A 23,140-nucleotide genomic window follows, 5' to 3' on the forward strand; every position below is an offset into this window, starting at 1 on the left:
TAAGAGCGCGCCCGTGCTGCCCAAGGACCTCATCCGCCGCATCCGCAAGTTGGAGATCCGCACCCGCAAGGTGGTCTCCGACATGCTGGCCGGCCAGTACCACTCGGTGTTCAAGGGCCGCGGCATGGCCTTCTCCGAGGTGCGCCAGTACCAGCCCGGCGATGAGATCCGCTTCATCGACTGGAACGTCACCGCGCGCATGAACGAGGCCTACATCAAGGTCTTCACCGAGGAGCGCGAGCTCACGGTGATGCTCCTGGTGGACGTGTCCGCCTCCAACGAGTTCGGCTCCAAGGAGCGCACCAAGGCGGAGGTCGCCGCGGAGGTGGCCGCGCAGATTGCGTTCAGCGCCATCGCGAACAACGACCGCGTGGGGCTCATCCTCTTCTCGGACCGGGTGGAGAAAGTGGTTCCGCCGCGCAAGGGCCGCACGCACGTGCTGCGGCTCGTGAGCGACATCCTCACCTTCAAGCCCAAGGGCCACGGCACGGACCTGTCCGCGGGGCTCACGTACCTGACGCAGGTGTCCAAGCGGAAGGCCGTGACGTTCCTCGTGTCGGACTTCATGGCCACGGGCTACGAGAAGCCGCTGCGTCTGGTGGGCCGCCGCCACGACCTGGTGCCGGTGGTCATCGAGGATCCACTGGAGCAGCGCTTCCCTGCCCACGGCCTGGTGGAGATGGAAGACCCGGAGACGGGCGAGCGCTTCGTGGTGGACACCAGCTCCACCGCCGTGCGCGGCAAGTTCATGCGCGCCATGCAGGCCCAGCGCGACGAGCGCCGCAAGCTGTTCAAGAAGCTGGAGTTGGACCACGTGGAGCTGCGCGCCGGGGATGATCACGGCAAGGCGCTGGCGAACTTCTTCCGCGCGCGGGCCCGGAGGATGGCGGCATGAGACACGCGCTCATCCTCGCGGCAGTCCTCTTCATCAGCGCGCCGGCCGCCTGGGCCCAGGCCCAGGCTCCGGCAGCCCCCAAGCCCCCCGTCGCCCTGGAGACGGTGGCGCCCACGGGTGCGTCCGCGCGGGTGGAGCCGGAAGCGGTCCACATCGGCGAGCCCTTCACCTACCAGGTGACGCTCACGCACCCGAAGGACCAGCGCTACGAACTGGTGGCGCCCACGGGTGAGAGCGCGGTGGAGCTGCTCCAGCAGACGCGCCAGCGCCAGGACAACGCGAACGACGCGACCACGACGTTCGGCCTGCGCTTCTCCGCGTTCGAGCTGGGCGACGTGCAGCTGCCGGACCTCGCCTTCGACGTGGCGACGCCGGAGGGGCCGCGCCGCTTCGTGCTCAAGGGCAAGACGGTGGAGGTGACCTCCACGCTGCCGCCGGACGCGCAAGGGCAGGGCGCGGAGCTGTTCGACTACCAGCCCCCGCAGGAAGTGCCCATCCGTTCCTGGACGCTGCTCTATGCGCTGGCGGTGGCGCTGGCGGTGGCCGTCGCGGCCTGGATGCTGGTGCGCTGGTGGCAGCGCCGGCCGAAGCGCGAGAAGGTGGTTCCGGTGCTGCCGCTGGACGTGCGCGTGCGCCAGTCCCTGGATGCGCTCAAGCGCGAGGACCTGCCCGGCCGCGGCCACGTGAAGGACTTCTACTTCCGCCTCTCCGAAATCGTGCGCGGCTACCTGGGCGAGCGCTACGGCTTCGAGGCCCTGGAGTGCACGTCGTCCGAATTGATGGCGTCCCTGCGCAAGCTGCCCACGCCGGGCCTGCCAGAGGACGCCCTGATGCGCTTCGTCTCCGAGTCGGACATGGTGAAGTACGCCCGCGCCGACGCGTCCCCCGAGTCCTGCAATCAGGCGCTGGCCTTCGGCTACGACCTGCTCGCCAAAACGTACGTTCCTCCCGCTCCCCCCAAGCCCGATGCTGCCCCCGGACCTCGCGTTCAATAACCCGGAGGCGCTCTGGGCCCTGCTGTTGGCGCCGCTGCTGCTGGCGCTCGCGTTCTGGGAACGCAAGCGTCGCGCCACGCTGCGCTTCTCCGCCGCGCACGTCTTCGCGAAGGGCGGCCGGGGTTTCCGCACGTACCTGCTGCCGCTCTTGCCCATCCTGCGCGTGGCTGCGCTGGTGGCGGCGGTGGTGGCCATCGCCCGGCCGCAGTCGCGCGACTCGCGCGTGCGCGACCTGTCGGTGGAGGGCATCGACATCGTGGTGGCGCTGGACCTGTCCACGTCCATGGAGGCCGGTGACTTCCGTCCCCAGAACCGCCTCAACGTGGCGAAGGAAGTACTGACCGAGTTCATCTCCGGCCGCGTGAACGACCGCCTGGGCCTGGTGGTGTTCTCCGGCGCCGCGTACACGCAGTCCCCGCTGACGCTGGACTACGGCGTGCTGAAGGAAGTGCTCAAGCAGCTGCGCACCCGCGTGCTGGAGGACGGCACGGCCATTGGTGACGCCATCGCCACGTCGCTCAACCGCCTGCGCGACTCCGACGCGAAGAGCCGCGTGGTGGTGCTGATCACCGACGGCGACAACAACGCCGGGAAAATCTCCCCGCTGGACGCGGCGAACATGGCCGCGTCGCTCCACATCCCCATCTACACCATCCTCGTGGGCAAGGGCGGCAAGGTGCCCTTCCCGCAGGGCACGGACCTGTTCGGCAACACCGTGTGGCGCGAGACGGAGATCCCCATCAACCCGGAGCTGATGCAGGACATCGCGGACCGCACCGGCGGTGAGTACTACCGCGCCACGGACCCGGAAGGCCTCAAGCGGGGTCTGCAGAAGGTGCTGGACGCGCTGGAGCGCTCGAAGCTGATGGAGGGCGGCGCCAGCGCCACCTACAAGGAGAACTTCCACCCGTTCCTGCTGGTGGCCTTCGGGCTCGCCGCGCTGGAGCTGCTGCTGCGCGCCACCGTCCTGCGGGTGTTCCCATGATGCCCACGATGGAGGCCTTGCGCTTCACGCTCCTGGGCTACCAGGTGGGCCTGGCGCAGCCGCTGTTCCTGGGGCTGCTGCTGGTGGGGCTGCTGTTGGGGTTGCTCGCGCTGCTCAAGGCGCTGGGCCGCAGGACGCGGCTGTCGGCGCTCATCGCGGAGCGCCACGTGACGGCGCTCGCGCCCGGCGTGTCCGTGTGGCGGCCGGCGGTGCAGGGCGGCCTGTACGGGCTGGGGCTGATGCTGTTCGGGCTCGCGCTCGCGCAGCCCCAGTGCGGCACGAAGAGCGAATTGACGAAGCGCCGAGGCATCGACGTGGTGGTGGCGCTGGATGCGTCCAAGTCCATGCTCGCGCGTGATGTGCAGCCCAGCCGGTTGGACCGCGCGCGGCTGGAGCTCAACACGCTGCTGGATGAGCTGAAGGGAGACCGCGCGGGCCTGGTGGTGTTCGCGGGTGATGCGTTCGTGCAGTCGCCGCTCACGTCGGACTACTCGGCGGTGAAGCTGTTCCTGCGCGCGGTGGATCCGGACGCGATGCCCCAGGGCGGCACGAACGTGGGCGCGGCGCTGCGGCTGGCCAAGCAGGTGCTGGACAACGCGGACCGGGGCTCCAAGGAGCGCGTGGTGGTGCTGCTGTCGGACGGCGAGGACCTCACGGGCGACGTGCGCGAGGCCACGGAGGCGCTCAAGGACGCGCGCGTCCAGGTGCTCGCGGTGGGCGTGGGTTCGGACTCCGGTGAGCCCATCCCCGTCTACGACCGGCGCGGCGAGTTCGTGGACTACAAGAAGGACTCCAACGGCGACACGGTCATCACGCGCCTGGACCGCGCGGGCCTCACGGCCATCGCGGATGCCACGGGTGGCGCCTTCTTCTACCAGCCCAACGGCGTGGCCATGGGACAGGTGGTGGAGCGCATCGACCAGTTGCAGAAGAGCGAGCTGGAGAGCCGCGTGACGGTCCGCTACGACGAGCGCTTCCAGTGGTTCGCCGTCCCCGGCCTGGTGTTGCTGGTGTTGGGCATGGCGCTCATCCCTTCGCGCCGGAGGGCCGCATGAGCACGCAACCGATGCGGCGACGCGCGGCGCGAGCGATGGCGGTGGGCCTGGCGGGACTGCTGGCGCTGCCGGGGCCCGCGTGGGCGGTGGGGCCGCTGGAGAAGGACCATCCGCTGGTGCAGCGCGGGCGCGATGCCTACGCGGCCGGACGCTACGAGGACGCGCTCCGGGATTTCGAGGCCGCGAAGAAGGAGCGGCCCAATGATCCGACGGTGGAGTTCAACCGCGCGGACGCGCTGGCGAAGCTGGGCCGTTCAGCGGAAGCGCGTGAAGCGTTCAAGCAGGTGGCGGAGTCATCGCGCCAGCCCGACCTGACGCAGAAGAGTTGGTACAACCTGGGCAATCTCGCGGCCACGGCGGGTGACCGCTCGGAGGCGCTCAAGTCCTACCGCAAGGCGCTCACGTTGGATCCCACGGATCCGCAAGCCCGGCACAACTACGAGGTGGTGCTGCGCGACCTGCCTCCGCCCCAGAACGGCCCGGACGGTGGCACCGACGGAGGCCAGGATGGCGGCAACGACGGTGGACGTCCGGACGCGGGCGAGGACGGCGGCCAGAAGGGTGACGGCGGCACGCCGCAGGACGGAGGCCAGGACGGCGGTTCGGATGGCGGCGCCGACGGAGGCCAGGACGGCGGGGCCGACGGAGGCCAGGACGGCGGCGGGGCTGACGGAGGCCAGGACGGCGGCGCGGACGGAGGCGGCGGCGATGCCGGTCCCGGTGATGGCGGTTCGGATGGGGGGCAGGACGGCGGCGGCGATGGCGGCCCCACCGACGGCGGCGGGGACGGTGGTCAGGGCGACGGAGGCCAGGACGAGGGCGAAGGCGACTCTCGCGATGGAGGCGCGGACGGCGGCAGCGAGGGCGAGGAGGAGACGGAATCCAACCCACGCGACGGTGGAAGTTCGCCGGGCGACGTCGACCGGCAGGAGGCCGAGCGCCTGCTGGATGCGATGAAGCAGAACGAGAAGAATCTCCAGCTCTGGCGTTTCCAGCAGAAGAAGAAGCAGAGGAAGCCCAATGAGAAGGACTGGTAGCGGACGCACGGCGCTGCTCGCCGTGCTCGCCCTCCTGGCCACGGCGCCGGCGTGGGCGGCGGACATCGAGTTCTACCAGACGGTGGACCGCACCGAGGTGGGCACCGACGACACCTTCAAGCTCACCGTGGTGATGGTGGACGCGCCGTCCAACGCCCAGGTGCGACTGCCCTCGTCCAACGACTTCGAGGTGCTCTCCTCGTCGCGCGGCAGCCAGCGCTCCATCTCGTTGTCCGGAGGTGGCCCCGCCGTCATCCAGGACATCACCCGCCACGAACTGCTCATGCGCCCACTGCGCGCGGGCAAGCTCACCATTCCGCCCTCCACGCTCACCGCGGGAGGCCGTACGTACCGAACGGACGCCGTGCCGTTGACCGTGCGCGAAGGCCGCGTGGGCAATGCGCCCCAGGCGCAGCAGGGCGGCAGGCAGCAGCTACCGGATCCGTTCCGCAACTTCCGCAACATGCCGGACCCGTTCGGGGACGACGACTCGGACACTCGTGACGATGAACCGGTGATTCCGCGCGGGGACTCGGACCTGTTCCTGCGCGCGAGCCTGGACCGCGACGACCTCTACGTGGGCGAGCAGGCCACGCTGTCGCTCTACATCTACTCGCGCGTGGACCTGTCCAGCGTGGACGCGGTGACGATGCCCAAGCTGGAGGGCTTCTGGACCGAAGAGGTGGAGAGCCCCACGCAGCTCACGGGCGAGCAGAAGGTGGTGGACGGCATCCCGTACCGCGCCTACCTGCTGCGCCGCCGCGCGCTGTTTCCAGTGAAGTCCGGCACGCTGCTGATCACCCCGGCGGAGGCGGACATCACCACGGGCTTCCTCTTCGCGGGCCACCGCGTGCACCGCGTCTCCAACGGCCTGAAGGTGAAGGTGCGGCCGCTGCCGAACGGCGCGCCGCCGAACATGTCCAACGCGAACGTGGGCTCGTGGCGCATGTCGCTGGACGTGTCGCAGACGCGCGTGGAGCTGGGGCAGCCCATCACGGTGAAGGTCATCCTGGAGGGGCAGGGCAACGTGAAGAACGTCACCCCGCCGAAGCTCACCGGCCCGGCCTCGCTGAAAATCTATGAGCCCACCACGACGGACCGGCTCACGCCCAACCGCAACCGCATCCAGGGCCGTCGCGTGGTGGAGTACCTGGTGATGCCGCAGCGCACGGGCACCTTCACGCTGCCGGAGCTGCGCTTCCCGTACTTCGACCCGTCGCGGCGCCAGTACGAAACGGCGCGCACGGACCCCGTGACCATCACCGTGGAGGCGGGAGCGGGTGGAGTGTCCTCGTTGCCGTCGACGATGACGCCCTCGCAGATGGCGGACGCGGCCAACGAGCAGAAGAACGTGCTCTCCACCGGAGGCCTGCGTCCGGTGCGCGCCCGAGCCCACTTCGTGGGACCGTCGCAGCCCGTGTGGACGCGGCCCTTCTTCGTCGCGGGCGTGCTGGCGCCGCTGGGCCTGCTGGCGGGCGTGGCGTTCATGGGCGGCATGCGCGGCCGGCTGGCCACGCGCTCCGAGGCGGGCCGGGGCCGTCAGCAGGCGAAGGCCGCGCGCAAGCGGCTGGCGGAGGCGGAGAAGCTCAAGGCGGGCTCGGACGCGGGCGCGTTCTACGTGGAGGTGGAGCGGGCGATGGTGGGCTTCCTGGAGGCCCAGCTGGGCTTCCCCGTGGGCGGGCTGACGCGCGAGGCGCTCGGGGAGAAGCTGGCGGCGGCGGGCGTGGACGCGGAGCGGCGCGCGCGCGTGCACTTCGTGCTGGAGGCCTGCGACCTGGGCCGCTACGGCGGCGGGGTGGATCCAGGTGAGCGGCGCAAGGTGCTGGCGACCGCGGCGGCGGTGATGGAAGGCTGGGCGTGATGAGCGACGCGGCGACGCAGGGCTACTACACCGCCGAGGAAGCAGAGGCCGTCTTCCAGCAGGCCAACGACGCGTATGGCCGAGAGGACTACGCCAACGCGCAGGCCCAGTACGAAAAGCTCATCGCCCACGGCTTCGGCGGACCGGACGTGCTCTACAACCTGGGCACCACGCACCTGGCCCGCGGCGACCTGGGCCGCGCGGTGCTGTCGCTGGAGCAGGCCCGGAAGCAGGGCGGACGCGCCGAGGACCTGGAGGCCAACCTGGCCCTGGCGCGAGCCCGGCAGGTGGACAAGGTCGTGGGCGCCTCCGCGGACGAGGCCTTCCTCCCCCGGCTGGCGGCGGCGACGGATGGCGCGGCCGTGGCCTGGGTCTTCTTCGTCGCGTGGCTGGTGGGCTTCGCGCTGCTGCTCTTCCGGCGCGCCTTTCCCTCGATGCGGCGCACGGCGGTGGCGGTGGTGGCGGGCCTCTGCCTCACGGCGGCGGTGCCGGCGGCGCTGCTGTTGGGGGCACACATCTGGGTCCACCAGAACGTGCACGAGGCCGTGGTGCTGGCGCCCACGCTGGTGGCGCGGGAGCTGCCTCGCTCGGAAGGGCGCTCCCTCTTCGAGGTGCACGCCGGCCTGAAGGTGCAGCTCCTGGATGAGACGGGGAAGTACGTCCGCATCCGCCTGCCCAACGGCCTGGAGGGCTGGGCCGAGCGCGACGGCGTGGCCGAAATCTAGGCGGGGCCGGAGCGACCCCGCCCGCGTGGAAAACCGACGGGGGACCGCTTTCGTACAGAGGGGCTACCGGGAGGTGTCGCTTCGCTGGACGTCGCCAGGGCAATGGCCTACGAGGGGCCCCGAGGAAACATGGCTGGCAACGCGCAAGCGCCCTTCCACATCCTGCTCGTTGAGGACGAGCCCGTCATCCGCGAGCTGGTTCGCTCCATGTTGAGCGACGGCGCGGTGGACGTGGTTTGCGCGGCCAATGGCATCGAAGGCCTGAAGCTGGCCCGCGACCGCGACTTCCACCTCATCCTGATGGACGTGGTGCTGCCGCAGCTGGACGGCGTCTCCGTGTGCCGCATCTTGAAGAGCGACCCGGCCACGGCGAAGGTTCCGCTCTACATGCTCACCGCGAAGGCGAAGAAGGCGGACGTGGCGAGCGCGACGCAGGCAGGCGCGGACGGCTACATCCACAAGCCCTTCCGCGGCGCGGAGCTGATGGACCTGGTGGAGCGTCTGCGCACGGCCCGTTCGGCCGCGGACTGATGCTCCTCCGCAAGGCCCTTACGGCAGGTGAGGGTGGAGGAAGCGGGCCAGGGCGATGAGGTCGTCCCAGTCCAGCTCACCAAATTCCAGCGCGACGCCGTCCACTTCCCGGCGGCGGATGGTGCACATGGTGACGAGCTCCCGGTCGCCCGGCAGCGGCAGGGCGATGGTGAGCGCGCGCTGCGAGTCCGCCGGGTGGGCCTGGAGGAACAGGCCGTTCATGGAGATGTCGCGCGCCTGAGCCGTCACGGTGCGACCCGACAGGAGCACCTTCACCTGGAGCCGGGCTTCGACGCGCGGGTGGTAGCGCTCGCGCTCGTTCGGACGGGGACCATTGGAGGGGTTCATCATCGGAAGCTCACCTTCGGGTGCGACAGGACGCGACAACTGTGATGCAGGTTGGAGCGGTGGCAAGTTTTCGGGTTTTCGTCCGCAGTCCCGCGCCGTGGACGCGGCGCGCGCGCCGCATAGACGCCTGGCGCGGAGGTGACGGAGCGTGCCCCTGTCGTTTCAAGGGGTTGGCCCCTGGCACGGACGGTGGAAGGCAGCCCCGGCGAATCCCTGCCGGAGGCACCCCTTGGAAGACCGTCGCATCCCGTCGTTGAGCATCGCCCCGTCCATCGCGCGCCAGACGCCGAAGACGGAGTTCGGCCCCACGCTGGCGCGAGCGGCGCGCGAGGTGGTGCGCACGGGCGCGGGGCTCGTGGGCGGCATGTTGCCGTCAGGCCCCATCTCCAGCGCGGTGGTGTCCGCGCTGAGCGGCACGGTGTCCGCGGCGGTGCCGGCCGAGGCGGTGTCGTCGGTGCCGGCGGCGGGCGGTGCCTCCGCGATGTCGGCGCGCGCGAGCACGGCGGGGACGACGGCTTCGACGGGGAGCGCGGCGACGGGGCAGGGGGACGCGTGGGACCTGTTGGAGGCGCAGAAGCTGATGGCCTCGGACGGCCAGAAGTTCAACATGGCCTATGTGGCTCTCCAGAACGAGATGCAGAAGGAGAGCCGCGAGCACAACGCCATCTCCAACATCATGAAGGTCCGCCACGACTCGGCGAAGGCCGCCATCAACAACATCCGCTGAGGCGCGTTCGCGATGGCCATCGACAAGTTGGGAGCCGTGGGCGGTGCGGGCCCTTCGCCCGCGGTGGAGTCCAGCAAGGAGACGTTCGGCAAGGTGCTGGAGGGCGTGCGTACGCCCCAGTCGCGCCCCGTGCCGGTGACGATGGAGGGGCCGCCGAAGCCGGTGCGCACGCCCACCGAGGCCACCGCCGGCACGTCACGAGCGGACGGCGTGGAGCGGGCGAAGGCGGGCTGCGCGGAGGTGAAGCCGGGGATCCGCGTGGATTCGGCCCAGGCCGCGCGCAGTCAGCAGGCGGTGGAGATGTTGGACCGGGTGGGGCAGGCGCAGCAGCGGCTGGACCACATCCTGAAGCTCGCCGAGTCCGGTCGCACGTTCAGTCCCGCTGAGTTGCTCGCGCTCCAGGCCCACGTCTACCGCGCCAGTCAGGAGCTCGATCTCGCCGGCAAGGTCGTCGAGAAGGCCACCGGCGGCGTCAAACAGGTCCTCCAGACCCAGGTGTGAGGAGTCCTTCCTTCCATGCGTTCCGCTCCCCTTCGTTGTCTCTGTTTCCTCCTGCTCCTGGGCGCTTCGGCGTGCCGGGAGCGCATCCAGCACGGCCTCGACGAGCGTCAGGCCAATGAGCTGCAAACGGTGCTCGTCGAGCGGGGGCTCGACGCGCGCAAGGTGCCCGAGCCGGGCAAGAAACCCACCTGGGCCATCGAGGTGACGGACGCGCAGTCCTCGGACGCGGTGCGCATCCTGGCGGAGCTGGGGTTGCCCCGGCTCGCGGCGGAGACGGGCTGTGACGTGTTTGGCGGAAGCGGGCTCGTGCGCTCTCCACTGGAGGAACAGGTCTGCCGCGTCCGGGGGATGGAGCGGGAGTTGGAGAGGACGCTCCAGACGGTGGACGGAGTGCTGCTGGCGCGAGTGCACCTGGTGGTCCCGCCGCCGCCGAGGCCAGGACAGGCTCCTGCGCCCTCGAAGGCGTCGGCCATGCTGCGCACGGCGCCCGGTGGGGCGACGCGCGTGCGCAAGTCGGCGGACATGCTGCGTGAGCTCATCGCGGGAGGCGTGGAGGGGCTGTCACCGGAGGCGGTATCGCTGCTGGTGGACGAGGTGACGACGCACGTGGAGGCGCCAGCCCCGAAGGGAGGACCCGTCCCGCTGCGGCTGCGCGTGGTGCTCGCCCTGCTGGGCGTGCTGGTGACGGGCCTGTCCGGAGCGCTCGTCTGGACGACGCTGCGCTGGAGGCACTACCGGGCCCTGGCGGAGCAGCCCCCCGCGGCACCGCCTGCCCCGCCCACGCCCGCGCGGCCGGTGGTGACCCCGGGCTCCACGCGCAAGCTGGCCTGAGCACGCCATGGACGTCACACGCGTGGGGCGGGTGCTACGAAAGGCCCGGAAGCTCCTGCCCGCTAGGAAGGAAGCCCCGCGGGCCCCGGTGGCGGAGGTCACGCTGCCCGCGTTGTCCCTGCCCCTGGAACGCATCGCGCTGGTCGTCTGCGTCCTGGCGCGGGAGCGTGCCGCGGAGCTGCTGGGGGGACTGGTGGACGCCGAAGCGGGCAGGGCGCTGCGCCACCTGGAGCGCTTCGCCGCCATGCCCTCCGCCCAGCGCCAGGCGAAGGTGGCGGTGGAGTTCGGCGAACGGGCGGACGGCGCGAACCGGTTGGCGCTCTTCCTGGAGACAGCTCCCGAAGCCCTGCGCCAGGAAGCCCTTCGTGGCCTCCCGCCGTACCACCGCAGCCGGTTTCCCCAGTGGGAGGGGACCGCACCGCGAGCGGATGCCGCTCCTGCCCTGAGCGCCCTGGCGGAGCGGCGCATCCGCGAAGCCCTGCGCTGAGCGTCCTCGGGCGTGGAGGGCCATCCCGAAGAAGGACCTCCACCCTCTGCCAACACCCTGATTCCACGAGCCGGCCCCCTGGCCATGGCCGTGCACAGGGGACGTGTGTCCCATCGCCGTCCCGGAGTTCCGGATGCAAACGAATCCAGTCAGGTCCACCAGCGCCACGAAGAAGCCCACGCGTCCGTTCCGCCCGGGAGCGCGCCGGCTGACGCGCGCCCACCTGGTGCTGGGACAGCGGCCCCAGGTGGGACGGTGGGGCGCGGAGCTCCTGCGTGACGTGGGCGTGGCGCTGTCGAGGGACCTGGGCGCGGCGGTCAATGTGGAGGGGCACCTGGTGCCGGCGGCGGTCCATCCGGAGCGCGAGCTGGCGATGGGAATGGTGTTCGCGCTGGTGGATCTGTCTGCGGTGGGGGGCACCGCCATCGTGGAGCTGGAGGTGCCGCTGGTCTTCGCGGCGCTGGCGAGGCTGGCGGGGACGGGACTGCGGCCGACCCCCGTGGCGGAGCTGACCCGATTGGAAGAGTCCACGCTGGTGTACCTGCTGCTGTCCGCCCTGGCCGCGATGCGCGGGCAAGGCGAATGGGTGCGAAGGCTGGGACCTCGTTTGTCCGCGGTGTCGATGCGGCGCGGGGACGTGCTGACGCGAGTCGATGCGCGGCAGCCCTATGTCGCGGTGCTGCTGACGGCGACGGTGGAGGGAGCGACGGTGGGAGGCCGGGTGCTCCTGCCCTCCCGTGCTGTGCAGACCGCGTTCCAGGAACTGCCCGTGGAGTCAGCAGGCGCGGCGGCGCCCCAGGTGCTGGCGGCATCGGTTCCCGCGCGCTGCCTCATGGGGCGCAGTCCATTGCAGGCCTCGGCGGTGGATGCGCTGTCGGCGGGAGACGTCGTGCTCTTCGATGGCGTGCGTCTCCGGGACGGCCGGGTGGAGGGACAGGGACAGCTGATCACCCGGGGCTTCGCGCTCCGGGGCGAGTTTCTCGCGGAAGGCTTTTCGACAGGGAGCGTGCACTCGCGCGCGGCCCGACAGGAGTCGGACATGGTGGCGACGAACAAGCGGAGCGAGGCGATGCCGCCGCTCCCGGTGGATGTGGAGATCGAGCTGACGCGGTTGATGTTGCCTCTGGCGGAGTTGGCCGCGCTGAAGCCGGGCACGTTGCTGCCCCTGCACGTGAACGCGAGCAGTCCCGTGCTGCTGCGAGTGGGCGATCGCGTGGTCGCGCGTGCGGAGTTGGTGGAGATCGAAGGCGAAGTGGGCGCCCGCATCCTGGCGTTGCTGCCGTGAGCGCACCCGTGAACACGCTGCTGTCCTCGTTCTCCCCACGTGGCAGGTTGCTGTTCGCGTCAGCCCTGCTCGTAGGGCTGGCGACGCTCGCGCCCCTGGGGGGCCTGTCGCTGGTGGGCACCTCACGTCTGTTGATTGGCGCGATGGCGTTGGCCGGACTGGGCTGGGTGTTGCTCCGCAAGGGAGGCATGGCTGCGAGTGCCGATGCGGCCACTCCGGAGCCCCTGAGCATCGTCTCGCGGACGGGGCTTTCCCAGCACTGTGGCCTCGCGCTCGTGGAGGCGGATGGACGGCGCTACCTCGTGGCCTACGGAGACACCTTCGCGGAGATCCATGAGACCCGGACCATTGCGGTCTTGCCCGGTGGCACGCCCATTCCGACGGTGAAGCCCCGGTTCGAACTGGAGCCGACAGTGCTCTTCCCTCGCGCGCGACAGACCCAGACGACGTGTGGCGCACTCCGGAAGCGGGGTGGGGGATGAAGGCCCTCGGATTGGGATGCGGAGTGCTCCTGCCGGCGAGCGCGTTCGCCGCGGAGCAGTCGCTGTCGCAGGCCTCCTATGCCGGCAGTCCGCTGGCGATGATGGGGATGCTCGCGCTCTTGTCGCTGCTGCCGTTCGCGGTGCTGATGCTGACGAGCTTCTCGAAGATCGCCGTGGTGCTTTCCCTGGCCCGCTCGGCGATGGGCACGCAGCAGGCACCGCCGACGCTGGTGCTCACGGGTCTCGCGGTGGTGCTGACGGGGCACATCATGGCGCCGGTGATGGAGCGCATGTACGACGCGGGGCAGGCGGCGTACGACGAGGTGCATTCCGGAGCGCAGATCCTCACCGCCGCGAAGCAGGTGACGGAGCCCCTGCGCGCCTTTCTCATGAAGCATGGCGGTCCAGAAGAGCGGGCCCGCTTCGTGGACCTGGCTCGCGAGCTTCGTCCTCCAGAGGAATCCGAGCAGGTGCAGGAGACGGACCTCTTCGTCGTCATCCCGGCCTTCGTCATCACCGAGCTGAAGGAAGCCTTCCAGATTGGCTTCATCGTCTTCCTGCCCTTCCTGGTGCTCGACATGGTCATCGCCAACGTGTTGCTCGCGTTGGGCATGCAGACGTTGTCGCCGGGCCAGGTGAGCCTACCCTTCAAGATCCTCCTCTTCGTCGCCGTGGATGGCTGGGCCCTGCTCGCGCGGGGACTCATCCTCGGCTACCGGTGACGCCATGAGCCAGGACGTCCTGCTCACCCTGGGGCGCGAAGCCCTGCTGTTGATGGTGCTCGCCTCGTTGCCGCCCATTGGCGCGAGCCTGCTGGTGGGCTTCCTGATGAGCCTCTTCCAGGCAACGACCCAGTTGCAGGAGAGCACGCTGTCGGTGGTGCCCAAGCTGTGCGCGGCAGTGTTGTCCCTGGTGCTCGCGGGGCCGTGGATCGCCGGACAGCTCACGCGCTTCACCCAGCACCTCCTCATGCTCATCGCGGAGGTGGCGCTGTGAATCCGGACGCGCTGGGCGAACAGCTCCTCGCCCTGAGACCGCATGTGGTCGCGGTGGCGCTGTGCGCGGCGAGGCTCGTGCCCATCGCGTTCCTCTGTCCATTGCTGGGAGGCCAGGCCGCGCCGACGACGGTCCGGCTGGGATTGGTGCTCGCGCTCTCGCTCTTCCTGCACGTCGAGGCGGGCGTGGAGTTCGGCGGCACGGTGGAGACGCCGGTGGTGATGGCGGCGCTCGTGGTGCGTGAGCTGGCCTACGGTGTCTCAGTGGGGCTCGTGGCTGCGCTGCCCTTCGACGCGGCGAGGATGGGCGGCCGTTTCATCGACCTGTTCCGGGGAAGCTCCGCGGAGGCGAGCCTGCCGCAGGCCGGGAGCCGTGAGTCGGCCACGGGCGACGCGCTGTACCACCTGCTGGTGGCGAGAGTGGTGTCGGGCGCGCTGTTCCCCGTGGTGCTCTCCGCCCTGCTGCGCGGCTTCGGCGTGGTTCAACTGGGGGCCTTCGTGCCCACGGAGGCCTCGGCCCTGCACGTGGTGGTGATGGTGGGCGGCGCCATGGCCACGGGACTCGCGGTGGGCGCCCCGGTGGCGGCTGCGTCGCTCGCGGTGGATTGCTTCCTGGGCATGGCATCAAGGGCCGCGGCCCAGGTGAACCTCCAGGAGCTGGGGGCTCCGCTACGCATCCTCGGAGGCGGCGCACTGCTGTGGCTGGGAGTGGGCCTGCTGTGTGAGCGGCTGCTCGCGGGCGTGGCGTCGACGGAGGGCGCGTTGGCACTGCTGGGCGAGGTCTCCCGATGAGCGGCGAGAAGACGGAGCAGCCCACCGCGAAACGGATGCGGGAGGCCCGGCGCAAGGGCCAGCTTCCGCGCAGCCGGATGTTGACCTCCAGCGCGACGACGCTGGGCGGGCTGCTGGGCTTCATCGCGTTCGCGCCAGAAGGCTTTGCTCGGCTGAGGGACTGGACCGCGCGGTTGATGCTGGAACAGACCGCTGCTGGCGCATGGGAGGAGGGGGCCTGGGTCGCCGCCCGGCTGTGTGGCCCTGCCTTGGGCGGAGCGCTCATGGCCTCGCTGGCGGTCTCCGTGGCCACCGTGGGCTTCGAAATGGACGCTCGCCATGCCGCGCCGAAGCTCGAGCGCATCAACCCGGCCGCGGGCCTCAAGCGCCTCTTCAGCGTCAAGCCGCTGATTGAGCTGGGCAAGGCACTCCTCGTGGCCGCACTGCTGGGCCTCATCGTCTGGAACGAAGTGGAGGCGGTCGGCCCCGATGCCTTGCGGACCGCGTGGCTCGATGGAACCCGGGGAATGGAGTTCCTGCTCGGCCGGCTGGCGGCGCTGGTGACGCGACTGGCGTGGGTGGTGCTGGGGTGCGGTGTCGTGGACTACGCGCTCGCCCGTCGCAGTCACCGGCGCGAGCTGATGATGACCCGCGAAGAGGTCAAGCGGGAGCACAAGGAGAGCGAGGGCGACCCGCGTCACAAGGGACAGCGGCGCGCCCTGCACCGCCAACTGGCGCAGGGTGGTCCGGCACGTGGAGTGCAAAAGGCCACCGCCGTGATCGTCAACCCCACGCACATCGCGGTCGCGCTCCGTTACGACGCGGGCGAATGCGACGCGCCCTATCTCGTGGCCAAGGGCCGCGAACAGGACGCGCTTGCGCTCAAAGAGGAAGCGCGCCGGCAGGGCATCCCCGTGCTCCGGGACGTGCCGCTGGCCCGCAGCCTCATCCACTTCGACGTCGGGGAGTCCATCCCCGAAGAGCTGTACCAGGCGGCGGCCGTCGTGTTGCGGACCGCGATGGAGCTTCGCGAGCCGGACGACCGTCCACGGAGACAGACGTGATGCCCCCATTCCTGAAGGTCTTGTTGAAGGCCCGTCAGTCCTCGGAAGTCGTGCTCGCGGTGGCGATGGCGGCGGTGCTGGGGGCGCTCATCATCCCGCTGCCCGCGTGGCTCCTCGACATGGGGCTCGCGGTGAACCTGGCCGCGGCGGTAGCGCTGCTGGTCGCCGCGTTGAACGCGAAGGACGCGCTGCGGGTGACGTCGTTCCCCACGCTGCTGCTCTTCACCACGCTGTTCCGGTTGTCGCTCAACGTGTCGTCCACCCGGCTGGCGCTCTCCGAGGGCCACTCGGGCGATGTCATCCAGGCCTTTGGCGAGTTCGTGGTGCGAGGCGACTACGTGGTGGGTGCGGTGGTGTTCGCCATCCTCACGCTGGTTCAGTTGCTGGTGGTGACCAAGGGAGCGGAGCGGGTCGCGGAGGTGTCCGCCCGCTTCACACTGGACGCCATGCCCGGCAAGCAGATGTCCATTGACGCGGACCTGCGCGCGGGCGCCATCGACCAGACCCAGGCCCGGCGCAGGCGGCGCGACCTGGAGCGCGAGTCCCAGATGTTTGGCGCCATGGACGGCGCGATGAAGTTCGTGAAGGGGGACGTCATCGCGGGCCTGGTCATCGTCGCGGTGAACCTGCTGGGCGGCACCCTCATCGGCGTGTTGCAGAACGGCCAATCCTTCTCCGAGGCCGCCGCCACCTTCGCCCTCATCGCCATCGGCGACGGGCTCGTGTCCCAGGTGCCCTCGCTGTGCATCGCGGTGGCCGCGGGCCTCGTCGTCACGCGGGTGGCGTCGGAGAAGGAAGAGGACTCGCTGGGGGCGGAGATCGGCTCCCAGTTCTTCGGCGACTTCCGCACCTTGCTCACCGTCGCGGGCCTGTGCGTCGCGCTGTCCTTGATGCCGGGCATGCCGCACCTGACCTTCCTCGCGCTGGCGGCGGGCCTCGGCGGGCTCGGGTATGCGCGGCGGCGCAAGGGGCAGGCGCCGGAGAAGTCACTGTCGAAGGATGGCGCCTCCTCGGAAGCCGCGGTGCCCGCCGGAGCCGCAGGCAAGCCGCCGGAGAGCGCGAAGGCACCCGTCGGCGTGACGCCGCTCACGCTGGACCTGTCCGCGCAGCTGACCCCGCTCGCGGAGGCCGACGGAGGCGCCTTCGTACACACCGTGCTGAACGCCGTGCGTGACGAGCTGTTCTTCGAACTGGGCGTGCGCATCCCTGGCATCCGGGTGCGGACCCATGCCGCCTACCTGGGCGCGGGCGAGTACCGCATCCTCCTGGACGAAGTGCCTGCTGGTGGCGGCGTGGTGCAGCCCGGCGCCTTGTACGCGCTCGTTCCTCCCGGCGAGCTGGCCTTCCTGGAGGTCCAGGCGGAAGCGGCGGTGGAGCCCTCCAGCGGGCGCCCCATCAGCCGCGTGGGGGAGGGGGCCCGCTCCCGGTTGGAGCTGGCCCAGGTGCCGGTGCGCAAGCCCTCGGAGCTCATCGCGGACCACCTGCGGGCCGTGCTGCGCCTGCGCGCCGCCGCGCTGCTGGGACTCCAGGAGGTGCAGGGACTGCTGGAGGGGCTGGAGGCCCAGTCGCCCGTGCTGGTGAAGGAAGCGCTCCAGAAGGTGCCGTTGCCGCTGCTGGTGGACGTGCTGCGGCGGCTCGTGCAGGAGCAAGTGAGCATCCGCGACCTGCGCGCCATCCTGGAGGCGCTCGTGGCGCCCACCACCGAAGGCGACGCCACGGCCCTGGCCGAGCGCTGCCGTCAGGCCCTGCACCGCTACCTGAGCCACCAGTTCGCGCCCACGGGCCCGCTGTACGCGTATCTCGTGGACCCGGAGGTGGAGGAGGTGCTGCGCGCCAGCGGTCCCCGAGGGCACGCGCCGGAGCCGGAGCGCATCATGGAGATCCTGGAAGGGGTGCGAGTCATCGCCAACGGGGGCCGGGCGGTGCTGCTCACGGCTCCGGACATCCGTCGTCCGCTGCGCAAACTGTGCGAGGGCCCGTTCCCGGACGTGGCGGTGCTCACCTACGGTGAACTGGACGGGGACCTGCAGATTCGCCCCATCGGCCGGCTGGCGCCGGTCGCCGTGGGGCGGTGAGGCCTAGAGGGTGCCGGTACCGCTGCTGCCCTTGAACTCGGAAGAGGGCGGCAGGTCCGACTGGGCCTGCAGCGGCGCGGGACGGTTGACCCGGTCGCGCAGCTCCTTGCCCGTGCGGAAGAGCAGGCCACGCTTGGGCTTCACCGGGATGACCTGGCCCGTCTTCGGGTTGCGGCCCTGGTAGCCCTGGTAGTTCTTCACGTGGAAGGCGCCAAGCCCGCGGATCTCGATGTTCTCCCCGCGGCAGAGGGCGTCCTTCATCGACTCGAAGATCGTCTCGATGGTCGCCTCCGCCTGCTTCTGGGTCACGCCTCGTTTGGCAACGAGGATGTTGATCAGATCAGACTTGAGCATCGGACGCTCCCGCAAACCCCGTGACCCCTTGGTGACAGGGCTCTCTGGCCCGTTGTCGAGACCCGAATACATAACAGAACACCTCCTCCTTGCAAGCCGGGTGGGCTTCCAACCCTCTAAAAACGTTACGGATTTCCGCCGCTGGCCGCTGCCTTGGGGGCCTCGGGAGCGGGCGGGGCAACCAGCCCCGGGCGCAGCGGCGTCACCAGGTCCAGCCACCGGGTGCGGCGCAGCAGGTCGACCCCGGCACAGTCGGCCGCCTGGAACAGGGGTTCGAACTGTTCGAAGCCGGGGGCCTTGGGGCCCGTCCAGGTATCGGGGCCGCCGGTGAGCATCACCCCGTGCACTGCGAGTGTGGTGTCCGCGAGCGTGATTTCCGCGGGGTCCCGTGTGGGGCGCAGGCCGCCCCGCCGTCCCCGCTCCAGCAGGCGGGCATCCACCATGCGGTCCACGACCTCGTGCACCAGCGACTCCGGCACGCGCAGCCGCGTGGCCAGCTCCCGGGGCAGGGGCGGGGTGGCGCCATCCACCCAGCACAGGGTGACGTCCTGGGCGACGCGCGCTGCCACCAGCTCGTGCGCGCGCGGGTGGGTGCCAAAGGCGAAGAGCGAGTCGCGGAAGGAGACGTGCTCCACGGCGTAGGACAGCCGGGCGCCAAACAGCATCACCAGCCAGCTGACGTACACCCATGCGAGGAACAGGGGCAGGGCGCCCAGCGAGGCGTAGAGGGGGTTGTAGAGGAAGCTGCGCGCGGCGAACTCGGCGTACACCTGCTTCGCCAGCATCCAGCCCAGGCCCGACACCAGCCCGCCCGCAAGCGCCGAGCGCACGCGCACGTGGGCGTAGGGCGTCCACAGGTACAGCAGCGTCAGGCTGCCCATGGCGATGAGCATGGTGCCCACCCCGATGAAGAACGGCGCGGAGGGCGCGTAGGTCTGCAGCAGTACGCGGACCCGGCCGGTGCCGGAGAACGAGATGGCCATGAAGATGGGGCCCAGGAGCAGCAGGCCCGCGTAGATGGACAGGCGCGTCAGCCACGGGCGCTGGCGCCGGATGCCCCACAGCTCGTTCACCGCGCCGTCGATGTGGCGCAGCAGCGAGCCCGCCGACAACAGCACCGCGAGGAAGCCCACGCTGCCCACCGCGATGGAGTCGCCCGGGTGCAGGAACCGGTCGAGCAGGGCGGCGGACTCCTCGCTGACCCCCGGTGCCAGCACCTCGGAGATGACGAAGCGCAGCTTCCGCTGGAACTGGTCCTGGTGGAGCGTGCGCAAGAGCACGATGCCCACGGTCAGCAGCGGCACCAGCGAGAACATGCTGATGTACGTGAGCGCGGCGGCGCGCAGGCGCAGGTTCTCGCCCATGAAGCCGCGCGCGACGGTGCGGCCCGCGAAGAAGATGTCCGCCGCGAAGCGGCCCGCTGACGTGGCCCCGATGGGCGCCCATACGCGGGTTGCTGTCTGGACCGCCCAGGCCCGTGCACGCACCAGCGAGCGCCGCGCGCGCCAGGACAGCGTCCGGAGCCTCACGACTCCCTCCCGGTGTGTTTCCATCCCGGTGCGGCCGGGTCGCGGGAGTCCAGGAGCGTGCGAAGGCGCGAAGGCGAGCGGTTCATCCCAGGCGATTCAGATGGGCAGGGCACTCGACGACATCCCCGGCGTGGAAGTGCCACCGTAGCCAAACCCCGCCCCGCTGAACCAGCCCTCCCACCCCGCCAGAGCGGACGTTGTCAGCACATGCACGGACCTCGGCCGCCTGGTCGGTCACCATGCGGGAGGCCGTGTTCCAGCTCCAATGCAGAAGGCCCGGCGGGATGTACCCACCGGGCCTTCGCGGTCACTCACGGTCCGGACTCAAGGGCCCGGTGTCACTCGAGCGCTCAGCCTTCGCTGCTCCCGCCGGACGGCTCGGACGAGCCCCCGCCGGAAGCCGCGGGAGGCGCGCCGCCGCCATTGCCACCATTGTGGCCTCCGCCGGAGCCGCCTCCGCGCTCGGACCGCTCGCCGCCACGGCCCTCGCCACCGCCGCGACGCTCACGGTCGCCACCCCGGTTGCGGTCACCGCCGCGCTCGGGACGGCGGCCCTCGCGACGGTCACCGCCGCCGCGCTCGCCTCCGCGTTCCCCGCCACGGCTCTCTCCGCCACGGCTCTCTGCGCCGCCACGGCTCTCCGCGCCGCCACGGCTCTCTGCGCCGCCACGCTCACCACGGTCGCGGTCCCGGCCCCCGCCACGGCGGCCCTGGTCCTGACGGCCGCCGCCGCTGTAGTTGCTCTCCGGACGGCGCTGCTGCATCGCCAGCTCGCCGTCACCGGAGCCCGGCGACGAGGCTACCTTGTGCTCGGGGCCCGTGGCCGACCGGCCGTAGATGTCGTACTGCTCGCGGTGGTAGTTCTGCTGCGCCTTCACCTGGATGGACTTGTTGTAGCGGTCCATCAGGTGCCGCAGCTCGTTGCGCTCCTCGCCCTGCAGCAGCCGCGCGACCTCCGCGTTGCAGTTGATGACGAGCGTGGAGTCCTTGTAGCCCGGCGCCTCGCGGCGGATCTCCCGGAAGATTTCGTACGCGACCGTGGTGGCCGTCTTCACGAAGCCCTTGCCGTCGCAGTACGGGCAGTCCTCGTGCAGCACGCGGCCAATGGACTCGCGCACGCGCTTGCGCGTCATCTCCACCAGGCCCAGCTCGGAGATGCGCAGCACGTTCGTCTTGGCCTTGTCCCGGCCCAGCGCCTCCTGCAGCGACTTGAAGACCTTGTCGCGGTTCTGCGCCTTCTCCATGTCGATGAAGTCGCAGATGATGATGCCGCCGATGTTGCGCAGCCGGAGCTGGTAGACGATCTCCTTGGCCGCCTCGACGTTGATCTTGGTGATGGTCTCCTCGAGGCTCTTCTTGCCGACGTAGCGTCCCGAGTTGACGTCGATGGCGGTGAGCGCCTCCGCCTGGTCGATGATCAGGTAGCCGCCGCTCTTCAGCCACACCTTGCGCTGGGTGGCGCGCTGCAGCTCCTGCTCGATGCCGTAGGCGTCGAAGACGGGCTCGTCCGTCTCGTGCAGCACCACGCGGTCGCGCAGGGCAGGGTCCTGCGCGGTGACGAAGCCCTGGATGCGCTCGTACTCCTCCGCGTCGTCCACGACGAGCTTCTCCACGTCGTGGGCGAACAGGTCGCGCGTGGCGCGCAGGATGAGGTCCAGGTCCGGGTGCAGCAGGCCCGGTCCGCCGCGCTTCTCGTTGCGGCGCACCACCTGGTTCCACACCTCGATGAGGAACCGGATGTCGCTCTCCAGCTTCTCCTGGGGAACGTTCTCCGCCACGGTGCGCACGATGAAGCCCGTGCCGGGCGGCCGCAGCCGGTCCACGATGTCACGCAGCCGGCGGCGCTCCTTCTCGTTGGAGATGCGGCGGCTGATGCCCACGTGGTCCACCGTGGGCATGAACACCAGGTGACGGCCGGGGATGGAGATGTGCGAGGTGAGCCGCGCGCCCTTCGTGCCGATGGGGTCCTTGGAAATCTGGACCACCACCTCCTGGCCCACCTTCAGCAGGTCTTCAATCTTGTCCGTCTTGCGCTGCTTGGGCTTCTCCTTCTCCTCGTCGCGCTTCTCGCGGCGGGGCGGCTCCTGGCGGCGCTTGTCCTTGTCCTTGTCCTTGTCCTTGTCCTTGTCCTTGTCCTTCTCGCGGCCCTCCCGGTTGCGCGGCTCGCGGGCCTCGCGCGCCTCACGCGGCGTGCGGCGCTCGCCGGAGACCTCGGCGGGACGGGCGTCGGCGGCGGGGGAGGGGATGAGCTCGCCCAGGGCGGCCGCGTGTGGCGGCGGCTCGGCGGCGCTGCCTTCCGTCGCGGGCGCCACGCCGGACTCGGCGACGACGGCGCTCTCCGCGGGCGTCTCCTGCACCACCGCGGGGGCTTCCACCGGAGGCGTGCTGTTCTCCGTCAGCGGCACCGCCACGGCGGCGGTGGACACCTCGACCGGGGACTCCTGCGTGGCACCTTCGGCCGGGGTCTCCACGATGACGGCCACGGATGACGCGGGCTCGGCCGGCTCGGACGAAGCCTGGGCCTCCACCGGGGCCGGCGCGGCCTCCGGAGCCGGCTTCACGGCCTCGGGCGTCGCGTCATGCGACGCTTCCGGGGACTCCACCTGGGGGGCGGCCTGGGTCTGGACGTCCAGCGCCAGCGCGCCGTCGTGCGCCAACACCGGCTCCGGAGCGGCCGCGGGGGCTTCCGTGCCGGCGGGCAGGGCGTGCGTGGCGTCCGGGACGTTGGCGGCCGCGAACTCCACGGCGTCGGCCTCGGATTCGGTGGGGACCTCCGGGGCGTCCTCGTGCTCGCCCTCGGTCAACTCGAACTGCGCGCGAGCGAAGTCCGGGTCGTAGACGACGTCGCTGACGTACAGGAAGGCGGCCTTCTCCAACCCGATGTCCACGAAGGCCGCCTGCATGCCCGGGAGCACCCGGACGACGCGACCCTTGTAGATGTTTCCGACGACGCCCTTGTCCTTCTTACGCTCGAGGTAGAACTCCGCGATATGGCCGCCCTCGACGAGGGCGACCCGGGTCTCCCGACCCGCGGCATTGATGACGAGCACACTGCTCATGGATGAATCCTGGTAGCGCGCGCGGTAGGGGGGACCTCACCGGACGGGAGGCGGCGAGACGCCACACCTCCGAGCACGCCGCGAGGGGAGAGGCGGCCAGCAGCCCCCTGGCGCGTGGACGCCTTCCGGTAGACCCGGAGGGAGAACGCAACACCTGGGTGGGGGCCGAGGACATCGCCGCCTGCTCCTCCGAGTTCATGTCGCCCCGCATTGCGACCGGCACCGTGCCGGGCGGGGCTGCTTCTCTTCACGCGCTCGAGGCTTCCACCACGCCCGTGCCGTCCGCCCCCTCTTCCGCACCCGGTCGGTGCCCGTCATGTGGGCCACCTTGGGGGGGTGTCTGGGGGCCCCGGAGCAGCAGGGGCATCCGGAGGAAACCGGAAGCGCAACCCGTCGAAATTCCTGCCTGGGCCTGATGTCCCGCCAACGCGGGGCGTCACACAACCACCCAGAAACACGGAGAGTTTTCCACGCCCCTCCAGGTGTGTAAAGGCCCGATGCACCCGTTCATCCACTGTCGGGCAGATGGAGGGCGGGCCCGCCCGCTG

23 protein-coding genes are annotated in these 23,140 nt (G+C 70.5%); 19 read left to right on the forward strand and 4 right to left on the reverse strand.

What is annotated here, in order from left to right; all coding sequences use genetic code 11:
- Positions 1-13: 13 nt before the first annotated feature.
- From D7Y04_RS23185 to D7Y04_RS23220, 8 genes are all read left to right on the forward strand, one after another.
- Entirely contained in the window at positions 14-895 is an 882-nt protein-coding gene (locus tag D7Y04_RS23185; RefSeq protein ID WP_120599162.1) for a DUF58 domain-containing protein, read from the forward strand.
- On the forward strand, positions 892-1,890 hold the full coding sequence (locus D7Y04_RS23190) for a hypothetical protein (RefSeq protein ID WP_121760728.1): 999 nt from the start codon (positions 892-894) through the stop codon (positions 1,888-1,890). The genes D7Y04_RS23185 and D7Y04_RS23190 overlap by 4 nt, the downstream gene beginning before the upstream one ends.
- Positions 1,865-2,875, forward strand: coding sequence for a VWA domain-containing protein (locus D7Y04_RS23195; protein ID WP_120599164.1), 1,011 nt, complete (start codon positions 1,865-1,867; stop codon positions 2,873-2,875). The genes D7Y04_RS23190 and D7Y04_RS23195 overlap by 26 nt, the downstream gene beginning before the upstream one ends.
- Entirely contained in the window at positions 2,875-3,930 is a 1,056-nt protein-coding gene (locus D7Y04_RS23200) for a VWA domain-containing protein (RefSeq protein ID WP_121760787.1), read from the forward strand. The genes D7Y04_RS23195 and D7Y04_RS23200 overlap by 1 nt, the downstream gene beginning before the upstream one ends.
- Positions 3,927-4,967: a tetratricopeptide repeat protein gene (locus tag D7Y04_RS23205; protein WP_121760729.1), complete on the forward strand. Its 1,041-nt coding sequence runs from the start codon at positions 3,927-3,929 to the stop codon at positions 4,965-4,967. Before D7Y04_RS23200 ends, D7Y04_RS23205 begins: the two co-directional genes overlap by 4 nt.
- Positions 4,951-6,828 carry a BatD family protein gene (locus tag D7Y04_RS23210; protein WP_120599159.1) on the forward strand — a complete coding sequence of 626 codons (1,878 nt, stop codon included), beginning with the start codon at positions 4,951-4,953 and terminating at the stop codon, positions 6,826-6,828. The genes D7Y04_RS23205 and D7Y04_RS23210 overlap by 17 nt, the downstream gene beginning before the upstream one ends.
- Positions 6,828-7,553, forward strand: a complete 726-nt coding sequence (locus D7Y04_RS23215) for an SH3 domain-containing protein (protein WP_120579516.1) — start codon at positions 6,828-6,830, stop codon at positions 7,551-7,553. Before D7Y04_RS23210 ends, D7Y04_RS23215 begins: the two co-directional genes overlap by 1 nt.
- Positions 7,554-7,682: 129 nt before the next feature.
- Positions 7,683-8,084: a response regulator gene (locus D7Y04_RS23220; RefSeq protein ID WP_120566860.1), complete on the forward strand. Its 402-nt coding sequence runs from the start codon at positions 7,683-7,685 to the stop codon at positions 8,082-8,084.
- Positions 8,085-8,102: 18 nt separating this feature from the next.
- On the opposite strand, the gene D7Y04_RS23225 is transcribed toward D7Y04_RS23220, so the two are convergent.
- On the reverse strand, positions 8,103-8,435 hold the full coding sequence (locus tag D7Y04_RS23225) for a PilZ domain-containing protein (protein ID WP_014398934.1): 333 nt from the start codon (positions 8,433-8,435) through the stop codon (positions 8,103-8,105).
- 226 nt (positions 8,436-8,661) lie between these two features.
- Here D7Y04_RS23225 and D7Y04_RS23230 point away from each other — a divergent pair, with 226 nt between their 5' ends.
- The 11 genes from D7Y04_RS23230 (at position 8,662) to D7Y04_RS23280 (ending at position 17,650) form a co-directional block, all read left to right on the forward strand.
- Complete coding sequence (locus tag D7Y04_RS23230; protein WP_120599158.1) at positions 8,662-9,159, forward strand: hypothetical protein; 498 nt, start codon at positions 8,662-8,664, stop codon at positions 9,157-9,159.
- Between the two features lie 12 nt (positions 9,160-9,171).
- Positions 9,172-9,660, forward strand: coding sequence for an ATP-dependent helicase HrpB (locus D7Y04_RS23235; RefSeq protein ID WP_121760730.1), 489 nt, complete (start codon positions 9,172-9,174; stop codon positions 9,658-9,660).
- Between the two features lie 15 nt (positions 9,661-9,675).
- Positions 9,676-10,491 carry a flagellar M-ring protein FliF gene (locus D7Y04_RS23240; RefSeq protein ID WP_121760731.1) on the forward strand — a complete coding sequence of 272 codons (816 nt, stop codon included), beginning with the start codon at positions 9,676-9,678 and terminating at the stop codon, positions 10,489-10,491.
- 7 nt (positions 10,492-10,498) lie between these two features.
- Positions 10,499-10,978 (forward strand): hypothetical protein, encoded by a 480-nt coding sequence (locus D7Y04_RS23245; protein WP_121760732.1) that lies wholly within the window; start codon positions 10,499-10,501, stop codon positions 10,976-10,978.
- A 133-nt stretch (positions 10,979-11,111) separates the two neighbouring features.
- Complete coding sequence (gene sctQ / locus D7Y04_RS23250) at positions 11,112-12,263, forward strand: type III secretion system cytoplasmic ring protein SctQ (protein WP_216669642.1); 1,152 nt, start codon at positions 11,112-11,114, stop codon at positions 12,261-12,263.
- Positions 12,260-12,745, forward strand: coding sequence for a hypothetical protein (locus D7Y04_RS23255; protein ID WP_120597450.1), 486 nt, complete (start codon positions 12,260-12,262; stop codon positions 12,743-12,745). Before sctQ ends, D7Y04_RS23255 begins: the two co-directional genes overlap by 4 nt.
- Positions 12,742-13,467: a type III secretion system export apparatus subunit SctR gene (gene sctR, locus D7Y04_RS23260; RefSeq protein WP_120579523.1), complete on the forward strand. Its 726-nt coding sequence runs from the start codon at positions 12,742-12,744 to the stop codon at positions 13,465-13,467. Before D7Y04_RS23255 ends, sctR begins: the two co-directional genes overlap by 4 nt.
- A gap of 4 nt (positions 13,468-13,471) precedes the next feature.
- Entirely contained in the window at positions 13,472-13,741 is a 270-nt protein-coding gene (locus tag D7Y04_RS23265; protein ID WP_120579524.1) for a flagellar biosynthetic protein FliQ, read from the forward strand.
- Positions 13,738-14,532, forward strand: a complete 795-nt coding sequence (locus D7Y04_RS23270; protein WP_121760734.1) for an EscT/YscT/HrcT family type III secretion system export apparatus protein — start codon at positions 13,738-13,740, stop codon at positions 14,530-14,532. Before D7Y04_RS23265 ends, D7Y04_RS23270 begins: the two co-directional genes overlap by 4 nt.
- The gene (locus D7Y04_RS23275; protein WP_121760735.1) at positions 14,529-15,575 is read left to right on the forward strand and encodes a flagellar biosynthesis protein FlhB; all 1,047 of its coding nucleotides are present in this window, start codon (positions 14,529-14,531) and stop codon (positions 15,573-15,575) included. Before D7Y04_RS23270 ends, D7Y04_RS23275 begins: the two co-directional genes overlap by 4 nt.
- Positions 15,575-17,650 (forward strand): flagellar biosynthesis protein FlhA, encoded by a 2,076-nt coding sequence (locus D7Y04_RS23280; RefSeq protein WP_121760736.1) that lies wholly within the window; start codon positions 15,575-15,577, stop codon positions 17,648-17,650. Before D7Y04_RS23275 ends, D7Y04_RS23280 begins: the two co-directional genes overlap by 1 nt.
- Positions 17,651-17,653: 3 nt before the next feature.
- Here the strand turns inward: D7Y04_RS23280 and D7Y04_RS23285 are convergent, their stop codons facing one another.
- The 3 genes from D7Y04_RS23285 to D7Y04_RS23295 all read right to left on the reverse strand — a co-directional run bounded on the left by D7Y04_RS23285 (position 17,654) and on the right by D7Y04_RS23295 (position 22,592).
- A complete protein-coding gene (locus tag D7Y04_RS23285) occupies positions 17,654-18,004 on the reverse strand; it encodes an HU family DNA-binding protein (RefSeq protein ID WP_043321998.1) in 351 nt (116 codons plus the stop codon).
- Positions 18,005-18,129: 125 nt separating this feature from the next.
- Entirely contained in the window at positions 18,130-19,494 is a 1,365-nt protein-coding gene (locus D7Y04_RS23290) for a YhjD/YihY/BrkB family envelope integrity protein (protein WP_233601553.1), read from the reverse strand.
- A gap of 389 nt (positions 19,495-19,883) precedes the next feature.
- Positions 19,884-22,592 (reverse strand): Rne/Rng family ribonuclease, encoded by a 2,709-nt coding sequence (locus tag D7Y04_RS23295; protein WP_121760737.1) that lies wholly within the window; start codon positions 22,590-22,592, stop codon positions 19,884-19,886.
- Positions 22,593-23,140 lie beyond the last annotated feature (548 nt).

It is taken from the genome of Corallococcus sp. AB038B (assembly GCF_003668955.1).
In the GTDB taxonomy this organism is placed as follows: domain Bacteria; phylum Myxococcota; class Myxococcia; order Myxococcales; family Myxococcaceae; genus Corallococcus; species Corallococcus exiguus.